Origin of the sequence: Massilia aquatica (assembly GCF_011682045.1) — a bacterium.
GTDB classification, from domain to species: Bacteria; Pseudomonadota; Gammaproteobacteria; order Burkholderiales; family Burkholderiaceae_D; genus Telluria_A; species Telluria_A aquatica.
In genome coordinates this window covers 68,028-84,251 of sequence record NZ_VVIW01000015.1, presented here as the reverse complement: position 1 = coordinate 84,251, position 16,224 = coordinate 68,028, and the positions used below count along the sequence as shown (strand labels likewise).

The following is a 16,224-nucleotide window of genomic DNA, read 5'->3' as shown; positions in this document are numbered from 1 at the left end:
GCGCTTCAGCCGGCCCGCTTGAAAATGAGCGAGGTGTTAATGCCGCCGAACGCAAAGTTGTTGGTCATGATGTAGTCGGTGTCGATGCGCCTGCCCTCGCTGCGGATGTAGTCGAGCGGCGCGCAGCGTTCATCGACCTGCTCCAGGTTGATGGTCGGCGCAAACCAGCCCTCGCGCATCATCTCGATGCTGATCCACGCCTCCAGCGCGCCGCAGGCGCCCAGGGTGTGGCCCATGTAGCTTTTCAGTGAACTGATCGGCATGCGCGCGCCGAACATGGCGTGGGTGGCGTGCGATTCGGCGATGTCGCCCTGCTCGGTGGCGGTGCCGTGCGCATTGACATAGCCGATGGCGGCGGGCGCCAGGGCGGCGTCGGCCAGGGCCAGTTCCATCGCAATCTTCATGGTCGCCGCATTCGGCTGGGTCACGTGGCAGCCGTCGCTGTTGGTGCCGAAGCCCACCAGCTCCGCATGGATGGTGGCGCCGCGCGCGAGCGCATGCTCCCGCTCTTCCAGGATCAGGCAACCGGCGCCCTCGCCGATCACCAGGCCGTCGCGCGCGCCGTCGAACGGGCGTGGCGTGCTGCCTGGCGCGTCGTTGCGCGTGCTGGTGGCGAACAGGGTATCGAACACCGCCGCTTCGGTGGCGCACAGCTCCTCGGCGCCGCCGGCGACCATGGCGGTCTGCTGGCCGTTGCGGATCGCTTCGTACGCGTAGCCGATGCCCTGGCTGCCCGAGGTGCAGGCCGACGAGGTGGTGATCACGCGCCCGGTCAGGCCGAAAAACACGCCGATGTTGACCGGCGCCGTATGCGCCATCATCTTGATGTAGGTGGTGGCGTTGATGCCGCGCGTGCTGCGCTCTTCCATCATGCGGCCAAAGTCGCCGATCGCGCTCGGGGTGCCGGCCGAGGAACCGAACGAGACGCCCATGCGCCCGCTCTTGAGCAGCGGATGGTCGAGCAGGCCGGCGTGTCCGAGCGCCATTTCGCTCGCGCGCGTGGCCATCAGCGCCACCCGCCCCATGCTGCGGATGGCCTTGCGGTGAAAGCGTTCACCCAGTGCGAACGGCGCGGCCGGCGCGCCCAGGTTGGTATTCAGGCCTTCGTAGCCGGCCCAGTCGGGCATCTGCACGATGGCGTTGCGGTACTCGCCCAGGCGCGCGCGGATCGCGGTCCAGTCGTTGCCCAACGGGCTGATGCCGGCCATGCCGGTGACGACCACGCGGCGCGTCATACCATGCCTCCATTGACCGAGATAACCTGGCGCGTGATGTACGAGGCATCGGCGCCGACCAGAAAACTCACCGCCGCCGCCACTTCCTCCGGTTTGCCGATCCGCCTGGCGGGAATCATCTTGAGCGCTTCGTCCAGCGGGACGTCGCCGATCATGTCGGTTTCGATCAGGCCGGGGGCTACGCAGTTGACGGTGATGGCGCGCTTGGCCAGTTCGATCGCCAGCGCCTTGGTGGCGCCGATGATGCCGGCCTTGGCCGCGCTGTAATTGACCTGCCCGCGGTTGCCGGCCAGGCCGGACACCGAGGCCATGGTGACGATGCGGCCAGGTTTGCGGCGCTGGACCATCGGCATGACCAGGGGATTGAGCACGTTGTAGAAGCCATCGAGATTGGTCTTGAGGACGATGTCCCAGTCCTCGCCGCTCATGGCCGGGAAGGCATTGTCGCGCGCCACGCCGGCGTTGCACACCACGCCGTAGTAGCAGCCATGCTGTTCGATGTCGGCCAGCAGCGCGCCGGACGCCACATCGCGCTCGCCGATATCGAATTGCAGCACGCGCGCGCGGCGGCCCATGGCCTCGATCTCGCGCGCGACCGCGTCGGCTTCGGCGCGCTGGCTGCGGCAATGGACGACGATATCGTAGCCGTCGCGCGCCAGGCGCAGCGCGATGGCCTTGCCGATGCCGCGCGAGGAACCGGTCACCAATACTGTCTGGTTGATACTGCTCTGCTTATCCATCTAAAAACTCCGCTGCAAAAATTCGTTAACGTTATCGGGCTGGAACACCGTGATGGTGGCGTTGGCCAGGTTCGCCGCCGTAGCGCCATCGTCGATGCGGCAGTCGAACGCGCCCAGGCCATTCTCGCCCTGGAGCACGTGCTGGACGTGCACATGCAGCACGCTGCCCAGCGTGAACAGGGGCACATTGGCCGTGTAGCGGCGCGCACCGAGCAAAAAGCCCACCCGCACCGCGTCGCCGCGCAGGCGCGCCAAAAAGCCGGCGTGGGCGGCAATCGCCTGCGCCATGTATTCGATGCCGACCCATGAACCCACACCGGGTTCGGGACCTGCCGCGTCGAAGAACACGCTGTGCTGGCCGATCGTCACTTCCGCGCACAGGGTGCTGGTGCCGGCCGTGAGCACGCGGTCGAGGAACACCATCTCGCCTTCGTGCGGGACCAGCGCGCGGATATCGGGGAAGCTGTCGCTGTTCATCGGGTCCGTCCCAGGATCAAGGTGGCGTTCGAACCGCCGAAGGCAAACGAGTTACTCAGCGCCCAGTCGAGCGGGCGGCCCAGGCGCGCACCCGGCGCGGCCACGTTCAGGACCGGCAGCGCCGCATCCGGCACGCCGTCCCACAACTGCGGCGGCAGCAGGCCTTCCGGATTGTCAGCCTGCATGGCCAGCCAGATCAGCGCCGCTTCCAGTGCGGCGGCCGCGCCCAGCGCGTGGCCGGTAAAACCCTTGGTCGAACTGACCGCCACCTCAGGGCCGAACAGGTCGTGCACCACGCGCGACTCCATCGCATCGTTCTGGATGGTGGCGGTGCCGTGCAGGTTGATGTAGTCGATCTGCGCAGGTTTGAGGCCGGCGCGCCCGAGCGCTTCGGCAATCGCCAGGCGCGCGCCGCTGCCGGCCGGATCGGGCGCCGACATGTGGTGACCGTCGGAGGCTTCGCCCCAGCCGCACAGGGCGACCGCGGCCGGCTCGCGCGTCATCAGGAACAGGGCCGCGCCCTCGCCAATGTTGATACCGGCGCGGTTGGCGCTCAGGGGGTTGCAGCGCGCCGCGCTGACCGATTCGAGCGCCGAAAAGCCGGCCACCGTAAAGCCGCACAAGGTGTCCACGCCGCCGGTGACGACGGCGTCGCACAGGCCCATGCGGATCAGGCGCGCGGCGCTGGCGATCGCCTTGGCGCCGGACGCGCAGGCGCTCGAATGGGCGTAGGCCGGACCCGTAACCTTCAGTTCATGGGCCAGCATGGCGGCGGGCGAACCCATCTCCTGCTGCGCATAGTGAAAGTCAAGCGGCAGCGCCGCACCGGCGAAGTGCGCCTGCAGCGCCGCTTCGGTTTCGGCGATGCCCGAGGTGCTGGTGCCGATCACGATGCCGATGCGGTTGGCGCCGTAGCGCGCCACGGCGGCGTCGACGGCCGGGCGGATCTGGGCCAGCGCGGCCAGGGCCAGCCGGTTGTTGCGGCTGCGCTGGCCAAGCGGGAGCGCGGCGCCGTCCGGCAGCGCGCTCATGACGCGCCCGAGCGGCAGCACGCGTCCCGGCGACCAGGCGTCGGTCGGAGCGATGCCGCTCTCGCCGGCAAACAGGCGGCGCTTGATCTCCTCATGCGAGTCGCCCAGCGCGCACACGATTCCGCATTCGTTCAGAAACAGCTTCATAGTTTAAGGCGCCGACTCGATGGTCAGGCGGTAATCGTAACGCAGGTTATCGAGGGTCACAGTGCCGCTCCAGCGCGGCATCTGCGTGTAGGTAATCGTGGCCACCACCGCGCCATCGAGGTACAGGGTGCGGGAAAGGCCGGCGTCTTCGATGCGCCAGCCCGGCGGCAGGCTGCGCGCAATCGCCTCGGCCGGCCACAAGGTGAGCTGCATGTCTTCCAGCACGTCGTCGGCGCGCACCTGCCTGGGCAGCATCATGTGGCGCCAGGAGGTCAGTTCCTTGCCGTCGTAATTCAGGCTCAAGACGCGCTGGCCGAACGCCAGGCCGACCATCTGCACCTGCTGCGGATCGACTTCGACGGCGGCATCGAGTTCGTCGATACGACCCTTGCGCTCGACTTTCAGGTGCTGCTGCACGCTGATGCTTGCCTCCAGCGCGCTCGGGGCGAGTTTGATGCCGAGGCGCGCCAGCGGTGCCGGCGGTGTGGCGCAGGCGGCCAGCAGCGCCGCGGCCAGCAGGGCCGGAAGAAGGCGGGCGTTAGGCATGGTTGGTGTCCTTGGCGTTGGTAAAACAGGGGACCAGCAGCCACGCGAGCGCGGTCCCGATCAGCATCGTCAGTCCGAATGCGTGCAGGGCCGGGGTGCCGCTCAGGCCCAGCAGTCCGAAAGACAGAATGGTGTTCGCTGCCGACAGGCCCACCGCCAGCCACGGCGTGGTATCGCGCCGGTCCGGGTGTTCCTGCATGAAGATGCCGTAATCGACGCCCACCCCCAGCAGCAGCATCAGCGCCAGGACATGGAACAGTTGCAGCGACTGGCCGGCCAGGCCAAGCACGCCCAGGGTGGCGATGGTCGCCACCGCGGTCGGCGCCACCACGCGCCATGCGTTGCCGCGATAGCGCGGGTACAGCAGCACCAGCACCACCGCGTAGGCGGCCAGCACCACCCAGCCCATGTACTGGCGGTAGCGGCCCAGCACCGATGAAATCTCGGCGACCTTGTCGACCCACTGCACGCCGTCCATGCCCTCGCCCGCGCGGCGCAGCTCGGGCAGCGCGGCCATGCTCATGCCGCGCAGCGCGACGATGCTGGCGTGGGTGCCGTCAATATCGCCCAGCCACAGATGGCGCCATGGCTCGCTCGGCGGCGTCTTGAGGAATTCCCCGGGCGTGAGCGGGGTGCGCGGCGCCATCAGGTGCGCGCGCGTGGCGGCCACCCAGGCGCTGTCTTCGTCGATGGCCTTGGCCACCGCGTCGAGCGGGCCGCCGGGCGAAAGCAATTTGGTCTCGACCAGGGCGCGCCGTTCCAGCTGGGTGCGGATCGAGGGCACCCAGTTCGACATGGCCTGGTAGCCGCCGATGCGCCTGGCCGCGATCAAAGGATCGAGGCGCCGCTTGAGCGCTTCTTCGCGCTGCAGCACCACTTCGGCGCTGGCGCCGCGCACCAGGAAGTACTGTACCGGCGTCGGCGCATCGAGCAGCTTGCCCAGTTTGATCTGGTCCTCGATCAGATGCCTGGGCGGCGTTTGCAGCGAGCGGATGTCGTCATTGACGCCCAGGCGCGACCAGCCGAAACCGGCCACCAGCACGAACAGCGCCGCGATGCCCAGGGTCGGCGCGTTCATGCGCGCGCGCGGCCAGTGCGCCAGTGCGGCGCCGTAGCGCCGTGCCAGCGCCCCGCTCTTGAGGGTACCGCCGGAGACCAGCAGCGGGAACCAGCAGGCCACCGTCAGCCACGCGAACACCAGGCCCACGGCGGAGAACACCGCCATGTGGCGCAGGCCGGGAAACGGCGTGAAACCGAGGCCGGTGTAGCCGATTACCGCCGCCAGCAAGGTCAGGCACAGGCCAGGCAGCAGGCGTTTGAGCAGGCGCACCGAGTTTTCGCCTGGGTCGGCGCTGAGGCGGTTGCATAGGTAATAGATGCCGTAATCCTGGGCCACCCCGATCAGGCTCGCCCCAAAAACGAGGGTCAGCAGGTGGATGCGGCCGAACAGCAGCCAGCACACGGAGAGCGAACCGAGAAAACCGATCCCGATCGAGAGCAGCACCAGCGCGATCGGGCGCAGCGAGCGAAAGGTAAACCACGTCAGCAGCACGATGCCGGCCAGCGAACCGACGCCAATGGTCGACATTTCGCCTTCGGCCTGGCTGCTGGCGGCGGAGGCATGCAGCACCACGCCGGCGGTGATGACCCTGGCCTGCGGCGCAGCCTTCAGCGCGGCCTGTCTGGCCTGTTCGAGCAGCGGCACCACGGTTTGCTGGGCCGTCATCGAGAACGCCGGGGCGCGCATCGTCAGCGGCATCAATACATACTGGCGTTCGGCGTCGGCCACGAACAGCTTGTCGTCGCGCGGGCGCACCGGCGTTTCCTGCGCGCGTTCCTGGACCCAGCCGGAAAACAGGCCGAACGGATCGTCGCGGAAGGCGCCCAATTTGGGGCCGGAGAAAGCGGAGTAAAGTTTGGCCAGCGCCGCTTCGGTCCAGAACTGCGGACTTTCGCTGCGCAGCTGCGCTTCCTGCTGCGCGGTCAGCAAAGCCACGCTGTGCTTCTGGAATGGCGCCAGCCAGTCGCCCTGGGTTTCGTCGGACAGTTTGACCGCTTCCAGCACGCCGGGCCTGGTCGCCAGCACCGCGTTGTAGGCGTCGGCGGCGCGCCTGGCGTCGTTCCAGTCGGCGGCGCCGACCAGCACGATCACGCGCTGCTGCGCCGCGTCCACCATGTGGGTAAACGATTCCTGCAGGACGCGGTCGCGCTCCTGCACCGGCAGCAGGGCCAGGATATCGGTGTCCGGCACGATGCGCTGCACGATCCACAGGTAGGCGTTATGCCCCAGCAGGGCGCATACCACCAGGGCCCAGATCCAGGCCAGCCACTTGTGGCGCTTTACTTCCGTGTTCACAGCAGCGCCGCCTCTTCAGCCGTCATGACGCCCTCGCCCGTTTTGATCTCGGAAAAAACGATCAGGGTTTTATCGCCCGATGCTTCGGCAATCTGGATATTCTTCACGTACGCGCCGCCATCGAGCGAGATGGCGCCGATGGCTTTGGCCAGCGCCGGCTGGCGCGCCTTGAGGGCGACGTTCCAGTTGCCGCCGTCGACATTGCCATCGACCTCGAACAGGGTTTCCAGCTGCCCCAGGTCGCCCGACAGCAGCGAGAACAGCACGCTGTTAATCATGCGTACGGTCGGCTCCTGCTTCGCTTCGAGGCGCATCGCCACGCGCTCACCCTGGAAGCTGACGATTTCGTCGCGCGTGAGGCGCAGGGTGTTCGGAAATGGCTTCAGGGTGCGCCACAGGACGCCCTTGCCGGCAACGACGCAAAAACGCCCGTTCGAAGCAAGCGGCTTTTTCATGCCGGCCAGGTGCTTGGTCTGGTCGAAGCGGCCGCACAGCATGGCCGGTTTGGCCAGCAGCGACTGTATGTTGGCGATCGGCGCGGCGGCGTTGGCGGCGGCGCACGAGGCGGCGATGGCGAATGCCAGGATCAGGCGTTTCATTGCGGGGTGACTCCTAATTTTTCAAACAGCACGGGCGGCGACATGAAGCACATGTCGCCCGTGGCGATATCGACCGCCACCTGGGTGGTGCTGGCGCGGTTCAGGCGCTTGCCGGTCGCCGTGTCGGTGATCAGGTAATCGATCTTGAGGCGGTTTTCGTATTCGACGATTTCGGCGCGCAGGGTCAGGCGCTGGCCGAACACGGCCGGGCCGATGTAGCGCAGATTCATGTCGATCACCGGCCAGGCAAAACCGGAGGCCTTCATCTGCTCGTAGTTGTAGCCGATCTTGTCGAGCAGCGCGCAGCGCACCACTTCGAGATACTTGACGTAGTTACCGTGCCAGACGATCTGCATCGGGTCCAGGTCGAAGAACTGGACCTGCATCTCGGTCTCGGCGAACCAGGGGCTGGGCGGCGCGCCCCTACGCATACAGGCTCCAGGCTTGCTCGCGCAGGCGCGCAATGAGCACGCGCAGCTCGGGCTCCAGGCGGCGGTCTTCCACCACCGGCGCCACGTCCAGGCCGATTTTTTCCATCATCTCCATCAACGCCTGCGGCGCGCGATGCTCGGGATTGACGCGCAGGCGCAGCCACATACCCTGACGCACCGTGATCAGGAGCGCGGCGACGACCTGCTCGGTCAAATCGAGCACGCGCAGGCAGTCGCGCGCGGCGATGGTGCCCATGCTGACCTTGTCCTGGTTGTGGCATTCGGTCGAACGCGAAAACACCGAGGCTGGCATGGTCAGTTTCAGCGCTTCGGCGGTCCACGCCGAAGAACTGATCTGCAAGGCTTTCAGGCCGTGGTTGATGGCCGCGCGCGGCCCTTCGGCGCCGGACAGGTTGGCCGGCAGGCCGTGGTTGTAGCGGCTGTCGACCAGCAGCGCCATCTGGCGGTCCAGCAGGTCGGCCAGGTTGGCGACCGCGTTCTTCATGCCGTCCATGGCAAAGGCGATATGGCCGCCATAGAAATGGCCGCCATGCAGCACGCGTTCGCCTTCGGCGTCGATGATCGGGTTGTCGTTGGCGCTATTGAGTTCATTTTCGATCGACTGGCGGAAGAACGGCAACGCGTCGGCCAGCACGCCGATGACGTGCGGCGCGCAGCGGATCGAGTAGCGGTCCTGCAGGCGTTTGCCGTTGCGTTCGGCCTGGCCCACGTCCAGGTCCGCGCGGAGCCACGCGGCCACGCCCTGCATGCCGGCGTGCGGCTTGACCGAGAACAGGGTTTCATCAAAATGGTGAGCGTTGCCGTCCAGCGCAAACGAGGCCATGGCGGTGATGCGCGTGCACATGCGCGTCAGGTACCCGGCGCGCTCGTACGCCAGGCAGGCCAGCGCGGTCATGACGGCGGTGCCGTTCATGATCGCCAGCCCTTCTTTCGGGCGCAGGCGCAGCGGCGCAATCCCAGCGTCCTGCAAGGCTTGCGCGGCCGGGACCTGCACGCCGTCGCGCCAGACTTCGCGCTCGCCGCACAACACCGCCGCCAGATAGGACAGCGGGGTCAGGTCGCCGCTGGCGCCGACCGAGCCTTCGCTCGGGATCAGCGGCAGCAGGTCCGCATCGAGCAGGCGCGCGATCTGCTCCAGCAGTTCCACGCTCACGCCCGAAAAGCCTTTCGAGAGCGACGCCAGGCGCGTGGCCATCACCGCGCGCGTTTGCGCAGGCGTCAGGTAGTCGCCCAGGCCGCAGCCGTGGTAGGTATACAGGTGGTGCGGCAGTTCGGCCACCAGCTCGGGCGGAATCGAGACCGTGCACGAGTCGCCGTAGCCGGTGGTCACGCCGTAGATGGTGCCGTCCTCGCGCAGCAGGCGGTCGAGGAAGTCGGCGCCGCGCGCGATCGCCGCGCGGAACACCGGATCAGGCGACAGTTGGGCGCTGGCGCTGCCGCGCGCGATGTCGACGATATCCTCGATGGTGAGGCGCTCGCGGTCGAAAATGACGGCGCGGCGGGTGGTGCTCGGTTCAGGGTGCATCGTGCTTGTCCAGATGGGGTAAGTGCCAGAAATCGTAAAAGTTGAACCACTCGAGCGGGGAACGGATGCAGTGGTGCTGCAGGCGCGCCGCATAATCGGCGGCAATGGCCGCCACCGCGTCGTCGCGGCCCTTGCGCGGCAGGCGTACTGATTCGCGCAGCAGTTCGAAGTGGACTTCGTAGCCGCCGCCAACGCGGGTGGAGAACATGGTGTAGAGCGGGCATTGCAGGATCGAGGCCAGCACGTAGGGGCCGACCGGGAATGCGGCCTGCTTGCCCATGAACGGGGCCGTTGCTACGCGCGGATCGGGCGAGACCGGAACGCGGTCGCCGGCGATGACGACGAATTCGCCGCGCCCTACCCGCTCGGCCAGCATCATCGCCGTGGCCGGGTTCATCTCGGTTACCTGCAGCAGGTTGGTCTGGCTGCGCGGATCGAGCGAAGCGAGCATGTTGTTGAAGGCCTGCGCGTGGCGCGTGTGCACCAGCACCGTCAGTTTAAGGCCCGGCACGTCGTTCGACAGCACGCGGCACAAGTCGGCGTTGCCAAGGTGCGAGCAGACCAGCACCGCGCCGCGTCCTTCATCGAGCAGGCGCCGCATCGGCGCCATGCCGACGTGGCCGACCGAGGCGGTGTCGAACAGGCCGCCCCACAGCAGCATCTTGTCGAGAATGGCTTCGGCAAAGCTGCCGAAGTGGCGCAGCACGCCGTACCAGCCGGTGGGTACCGGGGCAAAGGCGCGCACGCGCTCCAGGTAGGTCATCGAGGCGCGCCGCGCGGCCGGTTTGGTGAGCACATACCAGGCCAGCACCGGATAGAGCACCACGCGGAACGGCCAGCGCCCGAACACGCGGCACACCCAGAACAGCAGGCGCATGCCGCCCACGAAGCTCGATTCCGAGATCGAGGCCCAGTGGCTGGCGTGCAGGCGCGTCATGCGCTCCGCCATTTGCGCGCCAACAGCTTGGGCAGGCGGATCAGCATGCCGAAGAACAGCACCGTGTGCATGCGCGAAATGAGCACATTGTCGCGAAAGGCGTTGAAGTGCGACACGCCGTCGCTCGGGTAGGTGACGCGGGTGGGCAGGTTCACCACCTGTACGCCGTCCCAGAACAGGCGCACCAGGATTTCGGGGTCGAAGTTCATGCGCTTGCCCAGCGTGCAGCGGCTTGCCAACGAGAGCACCGGCGCCACCGGGTAAATGCGAAAGCCGCACATCGAATCGCGGATCGCGAACGAGAGCGTGTTAATCCAGATCCAGACGTGGGTCAGGTAGCGCGCATACAGGCGCAGCTTCGGCACCGATTCATCGTATACCGGACAGCCGGCAATCACCGCGTGCGGATGCAGGCGCGAGAGCGCGATGAAGCGCGGAATGTCGGAGGTGGCGTGCTGGCCGTCGGCATCGACTTGCAGCAGGTGGGTGTAGCCGGCTTGCGCGGCGCTGCGAAAACCGGTCAGCACCGCCCCGCCCTTGCCCTGGTTGACGGCGTGGCGCACCAGCATCACCTTGTCCGGATGCTTTGCCGCCAGCTGGTCGAGCACGAGGGCGCACGAGTTCTTGCTGCCATCGTCGACCAGCATGCAAGGCAGGCCGTGCGCGAGCACCGCCTCGACCACGGCGCCGATGGCGTGTTCGTGGTCATACACGGGGATCATCACGCAGGGCTTGAACACGGCTTACTCCGCGCGGCCAAAGCGCAGCAGCGAGTGGCAGTAGCCGATGCCGTCGCGCGCGGTGAGCAGGGTGAGGCCGGCCGCTTCGGCCAGGCGCACGTAGTCGCCGCTCTCGTAGATCTTGCTGTTCCCGCTGGCCATGGCGGTGAAGTACGGCGAGGTGTTGATCAGGCAGTAGGAGGCAATGTCGTAGCGCTGGCGGTCCCAGAAGGTGTCCATCACCAGCAGCTGGCCCTGCGGCGCCAGGGCGGCGGCGGCGCGTTGCAGGATGGTGGCGATGGCCGGCTCCGAGAAGCAGCTCAGGAACTGGCTCATCCAGATCACGTCCATCCCGGACGGCAGCGCCAGGGCCGGGTCGAGCAGGTCGGTCGGATGCAGGTGCGCGCGTTGGCGCACGCCGGCCGCCTCGAGCGCGGTGGCGGCGACCGATAACTGGCGCGGCAGGTCGACCAGGTGCAGTTCGACGCTGGCGTTGTAGTCCAGCGCGACGCAGCTGAATTTGCCGGTGTTGGCGCCCACGTCCATCACCTTGCGCGGCGCGGTGGCGAAGACGTCGGGCATGATCGACGGGAACGAGGTGTCCGAATAATAGTGGTCGAACGCGAACCAGCTGGTCTTGGCCGGCTCAGACAGTTCCGACAAGCCCTGGTACAGGGTGGGCCACTCGCCTAAAGCTTTTAAGCCGATCGGCTTTTCGGCGTCGAGCGATTGGTCCAGCTTGAACAGGCCCTGGTAGCAGACGTCGTGATTGAAGTCGATATTGATCTGGGTGATGCTGTCGGTAAGGACGCAAAAGCCCGCCTTGTCGAGCGCATAGCGCCCGCCATGCACGAACACCACCCCGGCCGACAGGCAGGTTTCCAGCACCACCTTGAGCGCGTACTCGGTCCAGCGCCCGCTGGCCGCCATCTCGGTCACAGTCAGCCCCGTTTCGCCGGCGTCGGCCAGCGTTTGCAGCATGCCGCGCTTCCAGGCGTAGCGCACGCACTGGAAGACCACCGGTCCGAAGGCGATTTTCTGCGCTTCGAAACGGGCGTCAAAGGCAGTCTGGCGTTCAGGGGAGAATTTTTTATCTAGCATGCGACGCTTCAGGTTAAGGACCAAACAGAATACGGCCGCCGGCATGCTGCCCGGCGTCGGAGAAGTAACGGAAATGCAGGGTGCAGCTTGCGCTGTCGTATTTGAGCTCCAGGTGGAACGGCACGTCGGGCCGCACCACTTGCTGGAACTTGAGCGCGTTGATGCCGCGGAAGGCCGGCGCCAGCGCGAAGTATTCGCGTCCATAGCGGATCGCCCAGTCGACCTGCACCACGCCGGGCAGCACCGGCGCCTGCGTGAAGTGGCCGTCGAAGTAGAACAGGGTCGATGGGACCACCAGTTCGAGCAGGACGCGCTGCTGGTCATGCTTGTCATCACGCTCGATCAGGCGCACCTGCGGCAGGCGCGGACGGGCGTCGCCCACGCCAAGCAAGGCAAGCAGCTGCGCCTGCGTGGTCTTGCCCTGGGCGTTGAACGGCAGTTGGTCGAGATAGCGCCAGCGGCGCGGCAGTGCGACCGCCTCCACCACGCGCCCAAGGTGGGCGCGCAGCAGCGCATTGAGTGCCTGCTTGCCCTCGGCATCGAGCAGCGCGCGGCCGCTAGCCGATGGAATGACAAAGGCGGCCAGCACCTGGCGCTCGCCGGCGCGCTCGGGGCAGACGATCACGCGCGCTTCGCTGGCAAAGCCGGAGGCCAGCAAGGCCGCTTCGATGGCGTCGAGCGAGATGCGCTTTTCTTCGATCTTGACCAGGCGGTCGCCGCGTCCGAGCAGCAGGAAGCGTCCGTCCGCGGCGGGACTGACGCGGTCTTCCAGTTCCAGCCAGCCGTCGTCGCCCAGGTGGCGCGAGCGCACTTCGAGGCGGCCGCTGTCCGGCGCGATGCGCCAGCCGACTCCGGGAAGCAGCTCCCATGCGCCGGGCGAGCCGGGATGGTGGCGGCGCCAGGCCACGCCGCCGGTCTCCGAACTGCCGTAGATTTCGGTCGGCACGTGGCCGAGCAGGTGGCCGGCCGCCACCGAGGCCTCGGGCGCCAGCGGGCCGCCGGACGAGAACACCGCGCGCAGGCAGGCCGCGGCGGCGCTCCAGTCCAGGTGGGACGGCAGGCGTTTCAGGTGGGCCGGGCTGGCCACCAGCACGCACGGGCGCTGGCCCAGCAGAAGCGCCAGTTGTTCGGGGAAGGCCAGGCTGGCCGCGTGGATGGCGCGGCCGGCCGCGAGCGGCCACAGGACCTTGAACAGCAGGCCGTAGATGTGCTGGTGCGAGACCGTGGCGACGATGTCGGCATCGATCATGGCGGGGCCGAACAGGGCTTCGAGCGTAGCCACTTCGCAGGTCAGCTGCGACAGTTTTTTGGGGATCGCCTGCGGCTCGCCGGTGCTGCCGGAGGTGTGGACCACCAGCGCGGGGAAGCCGGCATCGGGCCCGCTCCATGGCAGCGCGCAGGCGTCGTCGTCGCTTGGGTGCAGTGCAGCCCAGCGCGCCGGGAACTCGCCCAGGAAACAGTCGACCGAGCGCGCCAGTGCGGCGCAGCTGGCGTCGAGCGTGTCGGCGCTGAGCCAGACGGTTTTGCCGGCCTGCCAGGCGCCAAGCAGCGCGGCGCAAAATTCCAGGCTGTCTTCGATGTACAGGGCGGCGTTGACGCCGGCCGTGCGCAGGGCTAGCGCGCGCCATGCGCCTGCCCGCGCGCGCAAGGCGGCCACGCTGACAGGTGCGCCGTCGCGCCAACCGGCGATGGCGGCGCCATCGCGCGCGCCCAGAACAGAAAAAAAATCAACCATGATGCAATCGCTTAAAGCGCAGGCGTACCAAAAATTCGGCGGCGAACAGCACGCCCATCAGGCCGTACGAAATCACGCCGTTGTACAGCGACCAAACCTCTTGCGAAGCCCACAGCGCGGTGCCCAGCGCAACGGCGCCGTTCACCACGAAAAACCCGCACCATACCTTGGTGACGGTGCGCGTGTACGCCACCGCCGCCGGCGGCAGGTCCGGCTCGCGCATGCGCGCAAAGCGTTCGACCATCGATACCGGGGTGCTCAAGGTGTACCCGAAGGCCGCCAGCAGGCCGGCGTTGACCAGCACCGGGTACAGCTTCAGGGGCAGCATGCCGTTGCCCAGCACCGTCAGCGCCGCCAGCAGCAGGGCGCCAGCGGCCGACCAGCGCGCGCTCACGCTGGCTTTCATGGCCGGCAGGCGCGCGCAAGCGGCCAGCACCAGCAGCAGTGCCAGCCAGCGCGGCTCCACCCTCCCCTGCCCATACCAAATGGCCAGCGGATAGCACAGCGTGAGGACCACCGACAGCGCGGCCAACAGGCGCATGCCGACTACGCCTGCTCCAAGGCGAGGCCGTCGAGCGCATTGACCACGTCACCGATGGTGCGGATGGTCTTGAAGACTTCCGGCTGCAGGCGCTTGCCGGTCAGCTGCTTGAGCTTGACCGCCAGGTCGACCGCATCGATGCTGTCGATATCGAGATCGGCGTACAGGTTCGAGTCGGCCGTCAGTGCCGATTTATCGAGTTCGAACATCTCGGCCAGCAGATCGACGACCCACGCTTGCAGCTCGTCGCGGCTCATCTTGTTTACGTCTACCATACAACCTCCATTACTTTTTGCGGTGGGTTTCAATCAGCGCCGCCAGCGCGTGCACCGACGCGAAATGGCTGCGCGTGTCGTCCGAATCGGCCGACAGCGAAATGCCGTAACGCTTTTGCAGCGCGACGCCCAGTTCCAGCGCGTCGATCGAGTCCAGTCCCAGGCCTTCGACGAACAGCGGCGCGGCACTGTCGATGTCGTCGACGCCAATATCTTCCAGTTGCAGGACGTCGATGATCAGTTGTTTCACTTCTGTTTCAAGCATGGCCTTGGTACTCTCCAGTAAAAAATCGTTGCAGGTGATCCGTCAGATGACGCACCGCCATCACGTCGCTCGCGCCGGCGCCCAGGAAGGCGTCGATCGCAATATCGTCTTTCACTTCAAGCCGGAACTGCACGAAGCGCTCCGGCACGCGCCACCACCTGTCGCCCTTGCCGAGCGTGGGCGGCTGGCAGTCGATGACGACCGGCGTCACGTCGCGCGCGCCGCGCACGGCGATGTTGGCGGCGCCGCGTTTGAGGCTGATGGCGCCGCCGGCCGGGGTGCGCGTCCCTTCCGGGAAGATGATCAGGTTGTTCCCGGCGCGCAGGGAGGCGATGCACGCCTCGACCAATTGCTCCCCGCTGTCGTTGCTGATGTAGCCGGCGGCGCGTACCGGGCCGCGCGTGAACGGGTTGTTCCACAAGTGGCTCTTGACGATGCAGTCGGCGCGCTTGACGAAGGCCATCAGGAACACGGTGTCGATCAGCGATGGGTGGTTCGCCAGAATCAGCAGGCCGCCGCGTTCGAGTTTTTCGAGGCCGATGAATTCGTAGCGCAGCACGCCCAGGCCGCGCATCAGGCCCACAAAGGCGCGGAACGTCAGGCGCAGGATGGCGCGCGCCGCGGTCACCCTTGCGCTGCGCTCGCGCACCACCAGCTGCAGCAGCGGGAACACCAGGATGCGCAGCAGCAGCCCGCCGATCCCGAAAGCGAGAAAACTCAGGCCGGTGGCGAGCACGCGCCAGTACCGGCCGATCCGGTTAACCATTGCGCGTCCAGGTCCATCTTTGCGGGCCGGAGTGGCGCACCAGGCGTGGCGCGCCACTCAACTGAAAACGCAGCACATCCAGGCCACCGGGCTGGGTGGACGATGCGGCGTCGCCATCGCTGCCATCGCAGGCCAGGCTGATGGCATCATGGCCGGGCGCGGTCACCAGCCATGCCCACGCGTGCGGCTGTTCGTCGCAATCTTCAAAGTGCGCCAGCGCCGGCGGCAGCGCGCAATCGTACGCCACCAGCAGGACCATCGACGCGCCGTCGGCCAGCAGGCCGCAGGCTTCGACCACGCCATGTTCAACGGTCGCCGTGCCGGCCGAGAGGGCCATGTGATTGGCGCGGTCGGTGCGCGCGATCGAGAACAGACCCGCGCTGGCGTTGTGCACGGCCAGGCCGAAACCGGTCGGCGACATCGGCTCGCCGCGCGCAAGCTCGCCCAGCAGGTCCACAGCGCGCGACACTTCGCCGTGGCGCGAGCAGAAGACCGCCGGAATATCGGTGCGTCCGTCCAGGCAGCGGTAAGCCACTTCGAGCGCCATCTTGCCCAGGAAGCCGGCGCGGCGGCGCAGCATGGGCGGCATCGCCGCCACCGCCGGGTCGGCGCCGGTGCCGATCCGGGTCGGTGCCTGCGCCCATGCGGCCCATTCCTCGGCGGTTGCCAGACCGGGCGCCCACGCCGAATGCGCAGCAATGGAAAACGTCAGCCCGTCTACTCGCATTGGGTAGTAATTTCTCTAAGGTACGTACAGCCTAAATTATAAACTGCCGG

18 protein-coding genes are annotated in these 16,224 nt (G+C 67.1%); all 18 read right to left on the bottom strand.

The features are described 5' to 3' along the window. Positions 1 to 5: 5 nt before the first annotated feature. Genes F1609_RS22275 through F1609_RS22190 form a run of 18 tightly spaced genes read right to left on the bottom strand, consistent with a single transcriptional unit; the run spans position 6 to position 16,174 of the window. Positions 6 to 1,235, bottom strand: a complete 1,230-nt coding sequence (locus F1609_RS22275; RefSeq protein ID WP_167078852.1) for a beta-ketoacyl-ACP synthase — start codon at positions 1,233 to 1,235, stop codon at positions 6 to 8. Further along, the gene (locus F1609_RS22270) at positions 1,232 to 1,975 is read right to left on the bottom strand and encodes a 3-ketoacyl-ACP reductase FabG2 (protein WP_167078851.1); all 744 of its coding nucleotides are present in this window, start codon (positions 1,973 to 1,975) and stop codon (positions 1,232 to 1,234) included. The genes F1609_RS22275 and F1609_RS22270 overlap by 4 nt, the downstream gene beginning before the upstream one ends. Further along, entirely contained in the window at positions 1,976 to 2,452 is a 477-nt protein-coding gene (locus tag F1609_RS22265; RefSeq protein WP_167078850.1) for an ApeP family dehydratase, read from the bottom strand. After that, positions 2,449 to 3,630 carry a beta-ketoacyl-ACP synthase gene (locus tag F1609_RS22260; RefSeq protein ID WP_167078849.1) on the bottom strand — a complete coding sequence of 394 codons (1,182 nt, stop codon included), beginning with the start codon at positions 3,628 to 3,630 and terminating at the stop codon, positions 2,449 to 2,451. Before F1609_RS22260 ends, F1609_RS22265 begins: the two co-directional genes overlap by 4 nt. 3 nt (positions 3,631 to 3,633) lie before the next feature. Beyond that, on the bottom strand, positions 3,634 to 4,176 hold the full coding sequence (locus F1609_RS22255) for a DUF3261 domain-containing protein (RefSeq protein ID WP_167078848.1): 543 nt from the start codon (positions 4,174 to 4,176) through the stop codon (positions 3,634 to 3,636). Next, positions 4,169 to 6,532 (bottom strand): MMPL family transporter, encoded by a 2,364-nt coding sequence (locus tag F1609_RS22250; protein ID WP_167078847.1) that lies wholly within the window; start codon positions 6,530 to 6,532, stop codon positions 4,169 to 4,171. The genes F1609_RS22255 and F1609_RS22250 overlap by 8 nt, the downstream gene beginning before the upstream one ends. Further along, positions 6,529 to 7,131 (bottom strand): outer membrane lipoprotein carrier protein LolA, encoded by a 603-nt coding sequence (locus F1609_RS22245; RefSeq protein ID WP_167078846.1) that lies wholly within the window; start codon positions 7,129 to 7,131, stop codon positions 6,529 to 6,531. The genes F1609_RS22250 and F1609_RS22245 overlap by 4 nt, the downstream gene beginning before the upstream one ends. Next, positions 7,128 to 7,562: an acyl-CoA thioesterase gene (locus tag F1609_RS22240; RefSeq protein ID WP_167078845.1), complete on the bottom strand. Its 435-nt coding sequence runs from the start codon at positions 7,560 to 7,562 to the stop codon at positions 7,128 to 7,130. The genes F1609_RS22245 and F1609_RS22240 overlap by 4 nt, the downstream gene beginning before the upstream one ends. Beyond that, on the bottom strand, positions 7,555 to 9,108 hold the full coding sequence (locus F1609_RS22235) for an HAL/PAL/TAL family ammonia-lyase (RefSeq protein ID WP_167078844.1): 1,554 nt from the start codon (positions 9,106 to 9,108) through the stop codon (positions 7,555 to 7,557). Before F1609_RS22235 ends, F1609_RS22240 begins: the two co-directional genes overlap by 8 nt. Then, positions 9,098 to 10,045 (bottom strand): lysophospholipid acyltransferase family protein, encoded by a 948-nt coding sequence (locus tag F1609_RS22230; RefSeq protein ID WP_167078843.1) that lies wholly within the window; start codon positions 10,043 to 10,045, stop codon positions 9,098 to 9,100. Before F1609_RS22230 ends, F1609_RS22235 begins: the two co-directional genes overlap by 11 nt. Further along, positions 10,042 to 10,767 (bottom strand): glycosyltransferase family 2 protein, encoded by a 726-nt coding sequence (locus tag F1609_RS22225; RefSeq protein ID WP_167078934.1) that lies wholly within the window; start codon positions 10,765 to 10,767, stop codon positions 10,042 to 10,044. Before F1609_RS22225 ends, F1609_RS22230 begins: the two co-directional genes overlap by 4 nt. Before the next feature lie 21 nt (positions 10,768 to 10,788). Beyond that, positions 10,789 to 11,865 (bottom strand): class I SAM-dependent methyltransferase, encoded by a 1,077-nt coding sequence (locus F1609_RS22220; protein ID WP_167078842.1) that lies wholly within the window; start codon positions 11,863 to 11,865, stop codon positions 10,789 to 10,791. A 13-nt stretch (positions 11,866 to 11,878) separates the two neighbouring features. Continuing rightward, positions 11,879 to 13,600, bottom strand: a complete 1,722-nt coding sequence (locus tag F1609_RS22215) for an ApeI family dehydratase (protein WP_167078841.1) — start codon at positions 13,598 to 13,600, stop codon at positions 11,879 to 11,881. Beyond that, complete coding sequence (locus F1609_RS22210) at positions 13,593 to 14,141, bottom strand: COG4648 family protein (protein WP_167078840.1); 549 nt, start codon at positions 14,139 to 14,141, stop codon at positions 13,593 to 13,595. The genes F1609_RS22215 and F1609_RS22210 overlap by 8 nt, the downstream gene beginning before the upstream one ends. Positions 14,142 to 14,146: 5 nt before the next feature. Then, complete coding sequence (locus F1609_RS22205; RefSeq protein WP_229422003.1) at positions 14,147 to 14,416, bottom strand: acyl carrier protein; 270 nt, start codon at positions 14,414 to 14,416, stop codon at positions 14,147 to 14,149. 10 nt (positions 14,417 to 14,426) lie between these two features. After that, the gene (locus F1609_RS22200; RefSeq protein WP_167078839.1) at positions 14,427 to 14,681 is read right to left on the bottom strand and encodes a phosphopantetheine-binding protein; all 255 of its coding nucleotides are present in this window, start codon (positions 14,679 to 14,681) and stop codon (positions 14,427 to 14,429) included. Beyond that, positions 14,674 to 15,447 carry a lysophospholipid acyltransferase family protein gene (locus F1609_RS22195; RefSeq protein ID WP_167078838.1) on the bottom strand — a complete coding sequence of 258 codons (774 nt, stop codon included), beginning with the start codon at positions 15,445 to 15,447 and terminating at the stop codon, positions 14,674 to 14,676. The genes F1609_RS22200 and F1609_RS22195 overlap by 8 nt, the downstream gene beginning before the upstream one ends. After that, positions 15,440 to 16,174 (bottom strand): beta-ketoacyl synthase chain length factor, encoded by a 735-nt coding sequence (locus F1609_RS22190; RefSeq protein ID WP_167078837.1) that lies wholly within the window; start codon positions 16,172 to 16,174, stop codon positions 15,440 to 15,442. Before F1609_RS22190 ends, F1609_RS22195 begins: the two co-directional genes overlap by 8 nt. Between the last annotated feature and the right edge of the window lie 50 nt (positions 16,175 to 16,224).

Bases quoted from the DNA above. Each gene is read 5' to 3' on its own strand.
- F1609_RS22210 (WP_167078840.1), bottom strand. From the start codon at position 14,141: ATGCGCCTGTTGGCCGCGCTGTCGGTGGTCCTCACGCTGTGCTATCCG.
- F1609_RS22230 (WP_167078843.1), bottom strand. From the start codon at position 10,045: ATGACGCGCCTGCACGCCAGCCACTGGGCCTCGATCTCGGAATCGAGC.
- F1609_RS22270 (WP_167078851.1), bottom strand. From the start codon at position 1,975: ATGGATAAGCAGAGCAGTATCAACCAGACAGTATTGGTGACCGGTTCC.
- F1609_RS22220 (WP_167078842.1), bottom strand. From the start codon at position 11,865: ATGCTAGATAAAAAATTCTCCCCTGAACGCCAGACTGCCTTTGACGCC.
- F1609_RS22235 (WP_167078844.1), bottom strand. From the start codon at position 9,108: ATGCACCCTGAACCGAGCACCACCCGCCGCGCCGTCATTTTCGACCGC.
- F1609_RS22255 (WP_167078848.1), bottom strand. From the start codon at position 4,176: ATGCCTAACGCCCGCCTTCTTCCGGCCCTGCTGGCCGCGGCGCTGCTG.
- F1609_RS22275 (WP_167078852.1), bottom strand. From the start codon at position 1,235: ATGACGCGCCGCGTGGTCGTCACCGGCATGGCCGGCATCAGCCCGTTG.
- F1609_RS22205 (WP_229422003.1), bottom strand. From the start codon at position 14,416: ATGGTAGACGTAAACAAGATGAGCCGCGACGAGCTGCAAGCGTGGGTC.
- F1609_RS22245 (WP_167078846.1), bottom strand. From the start codon at position 7,131: ATGAAACGCCTGATCCTGGCATTCGCCATCGCCGCCTCGTGCGCCGCC.
- F1609_RS22225 (WP_167078934.1), bottom strand. From the start codon at position 10,767: ATGATCCCCGTGTATGACCACGAACACGCCATCGGCGCCGTGGTCGAG.
- F1609_RS22200 (WP_167078839.1), bottom strand. From the start codon at position 14,681: ATGCTTGAAACAGAAGTGAAACAACTGATCATCGACGTCCTGCAACTG.
- F1609_RS22260 (WP_167078849.1), bottom strand. From the start codon at position 3,630: ATGAAGCTGTTTCTGAACGAATGCGGAATCGTGTGCGCGCTGGGCGAC.
- F1609_RS22190 (WP_167078837.1), bottom strand. From the start codon at position 16,174: ATGCGAGTAGACGGGCTGACGTTTTCCATTGCTGCGCATTCGGCGTGG.
- F1609_RS22195 (WP_167078838.1), bottom strand. From the start codon at position 15,447: ATGGTTAACCGGATCGGCCGGTACTGGCGCGTGCTCGCCACCGGCCTG.
- F1609_RS22240 (WP_167078845.1), bottom strand. From the start codon at position 7,562: ATGCGTAGGGGCGCGCCGCCCAGCCCCTGGTTCGCCGAGACCGAGATG.
- F1609_RS22265 (WP_167078850.1), bottom strand. From the start codon at position 2,452: ATGAACAGCGACAGCTTCCCCGATATCCGCGCGCTGGTCCCGCACGAA.
- F1609_RS22215 (WP_167078841.1), bottom strand. From the start codon at position 13,600: ATGGTTGATTTTTTTTCTGTTCTGGGCGCGCGCGATGGCGCCGCCATC.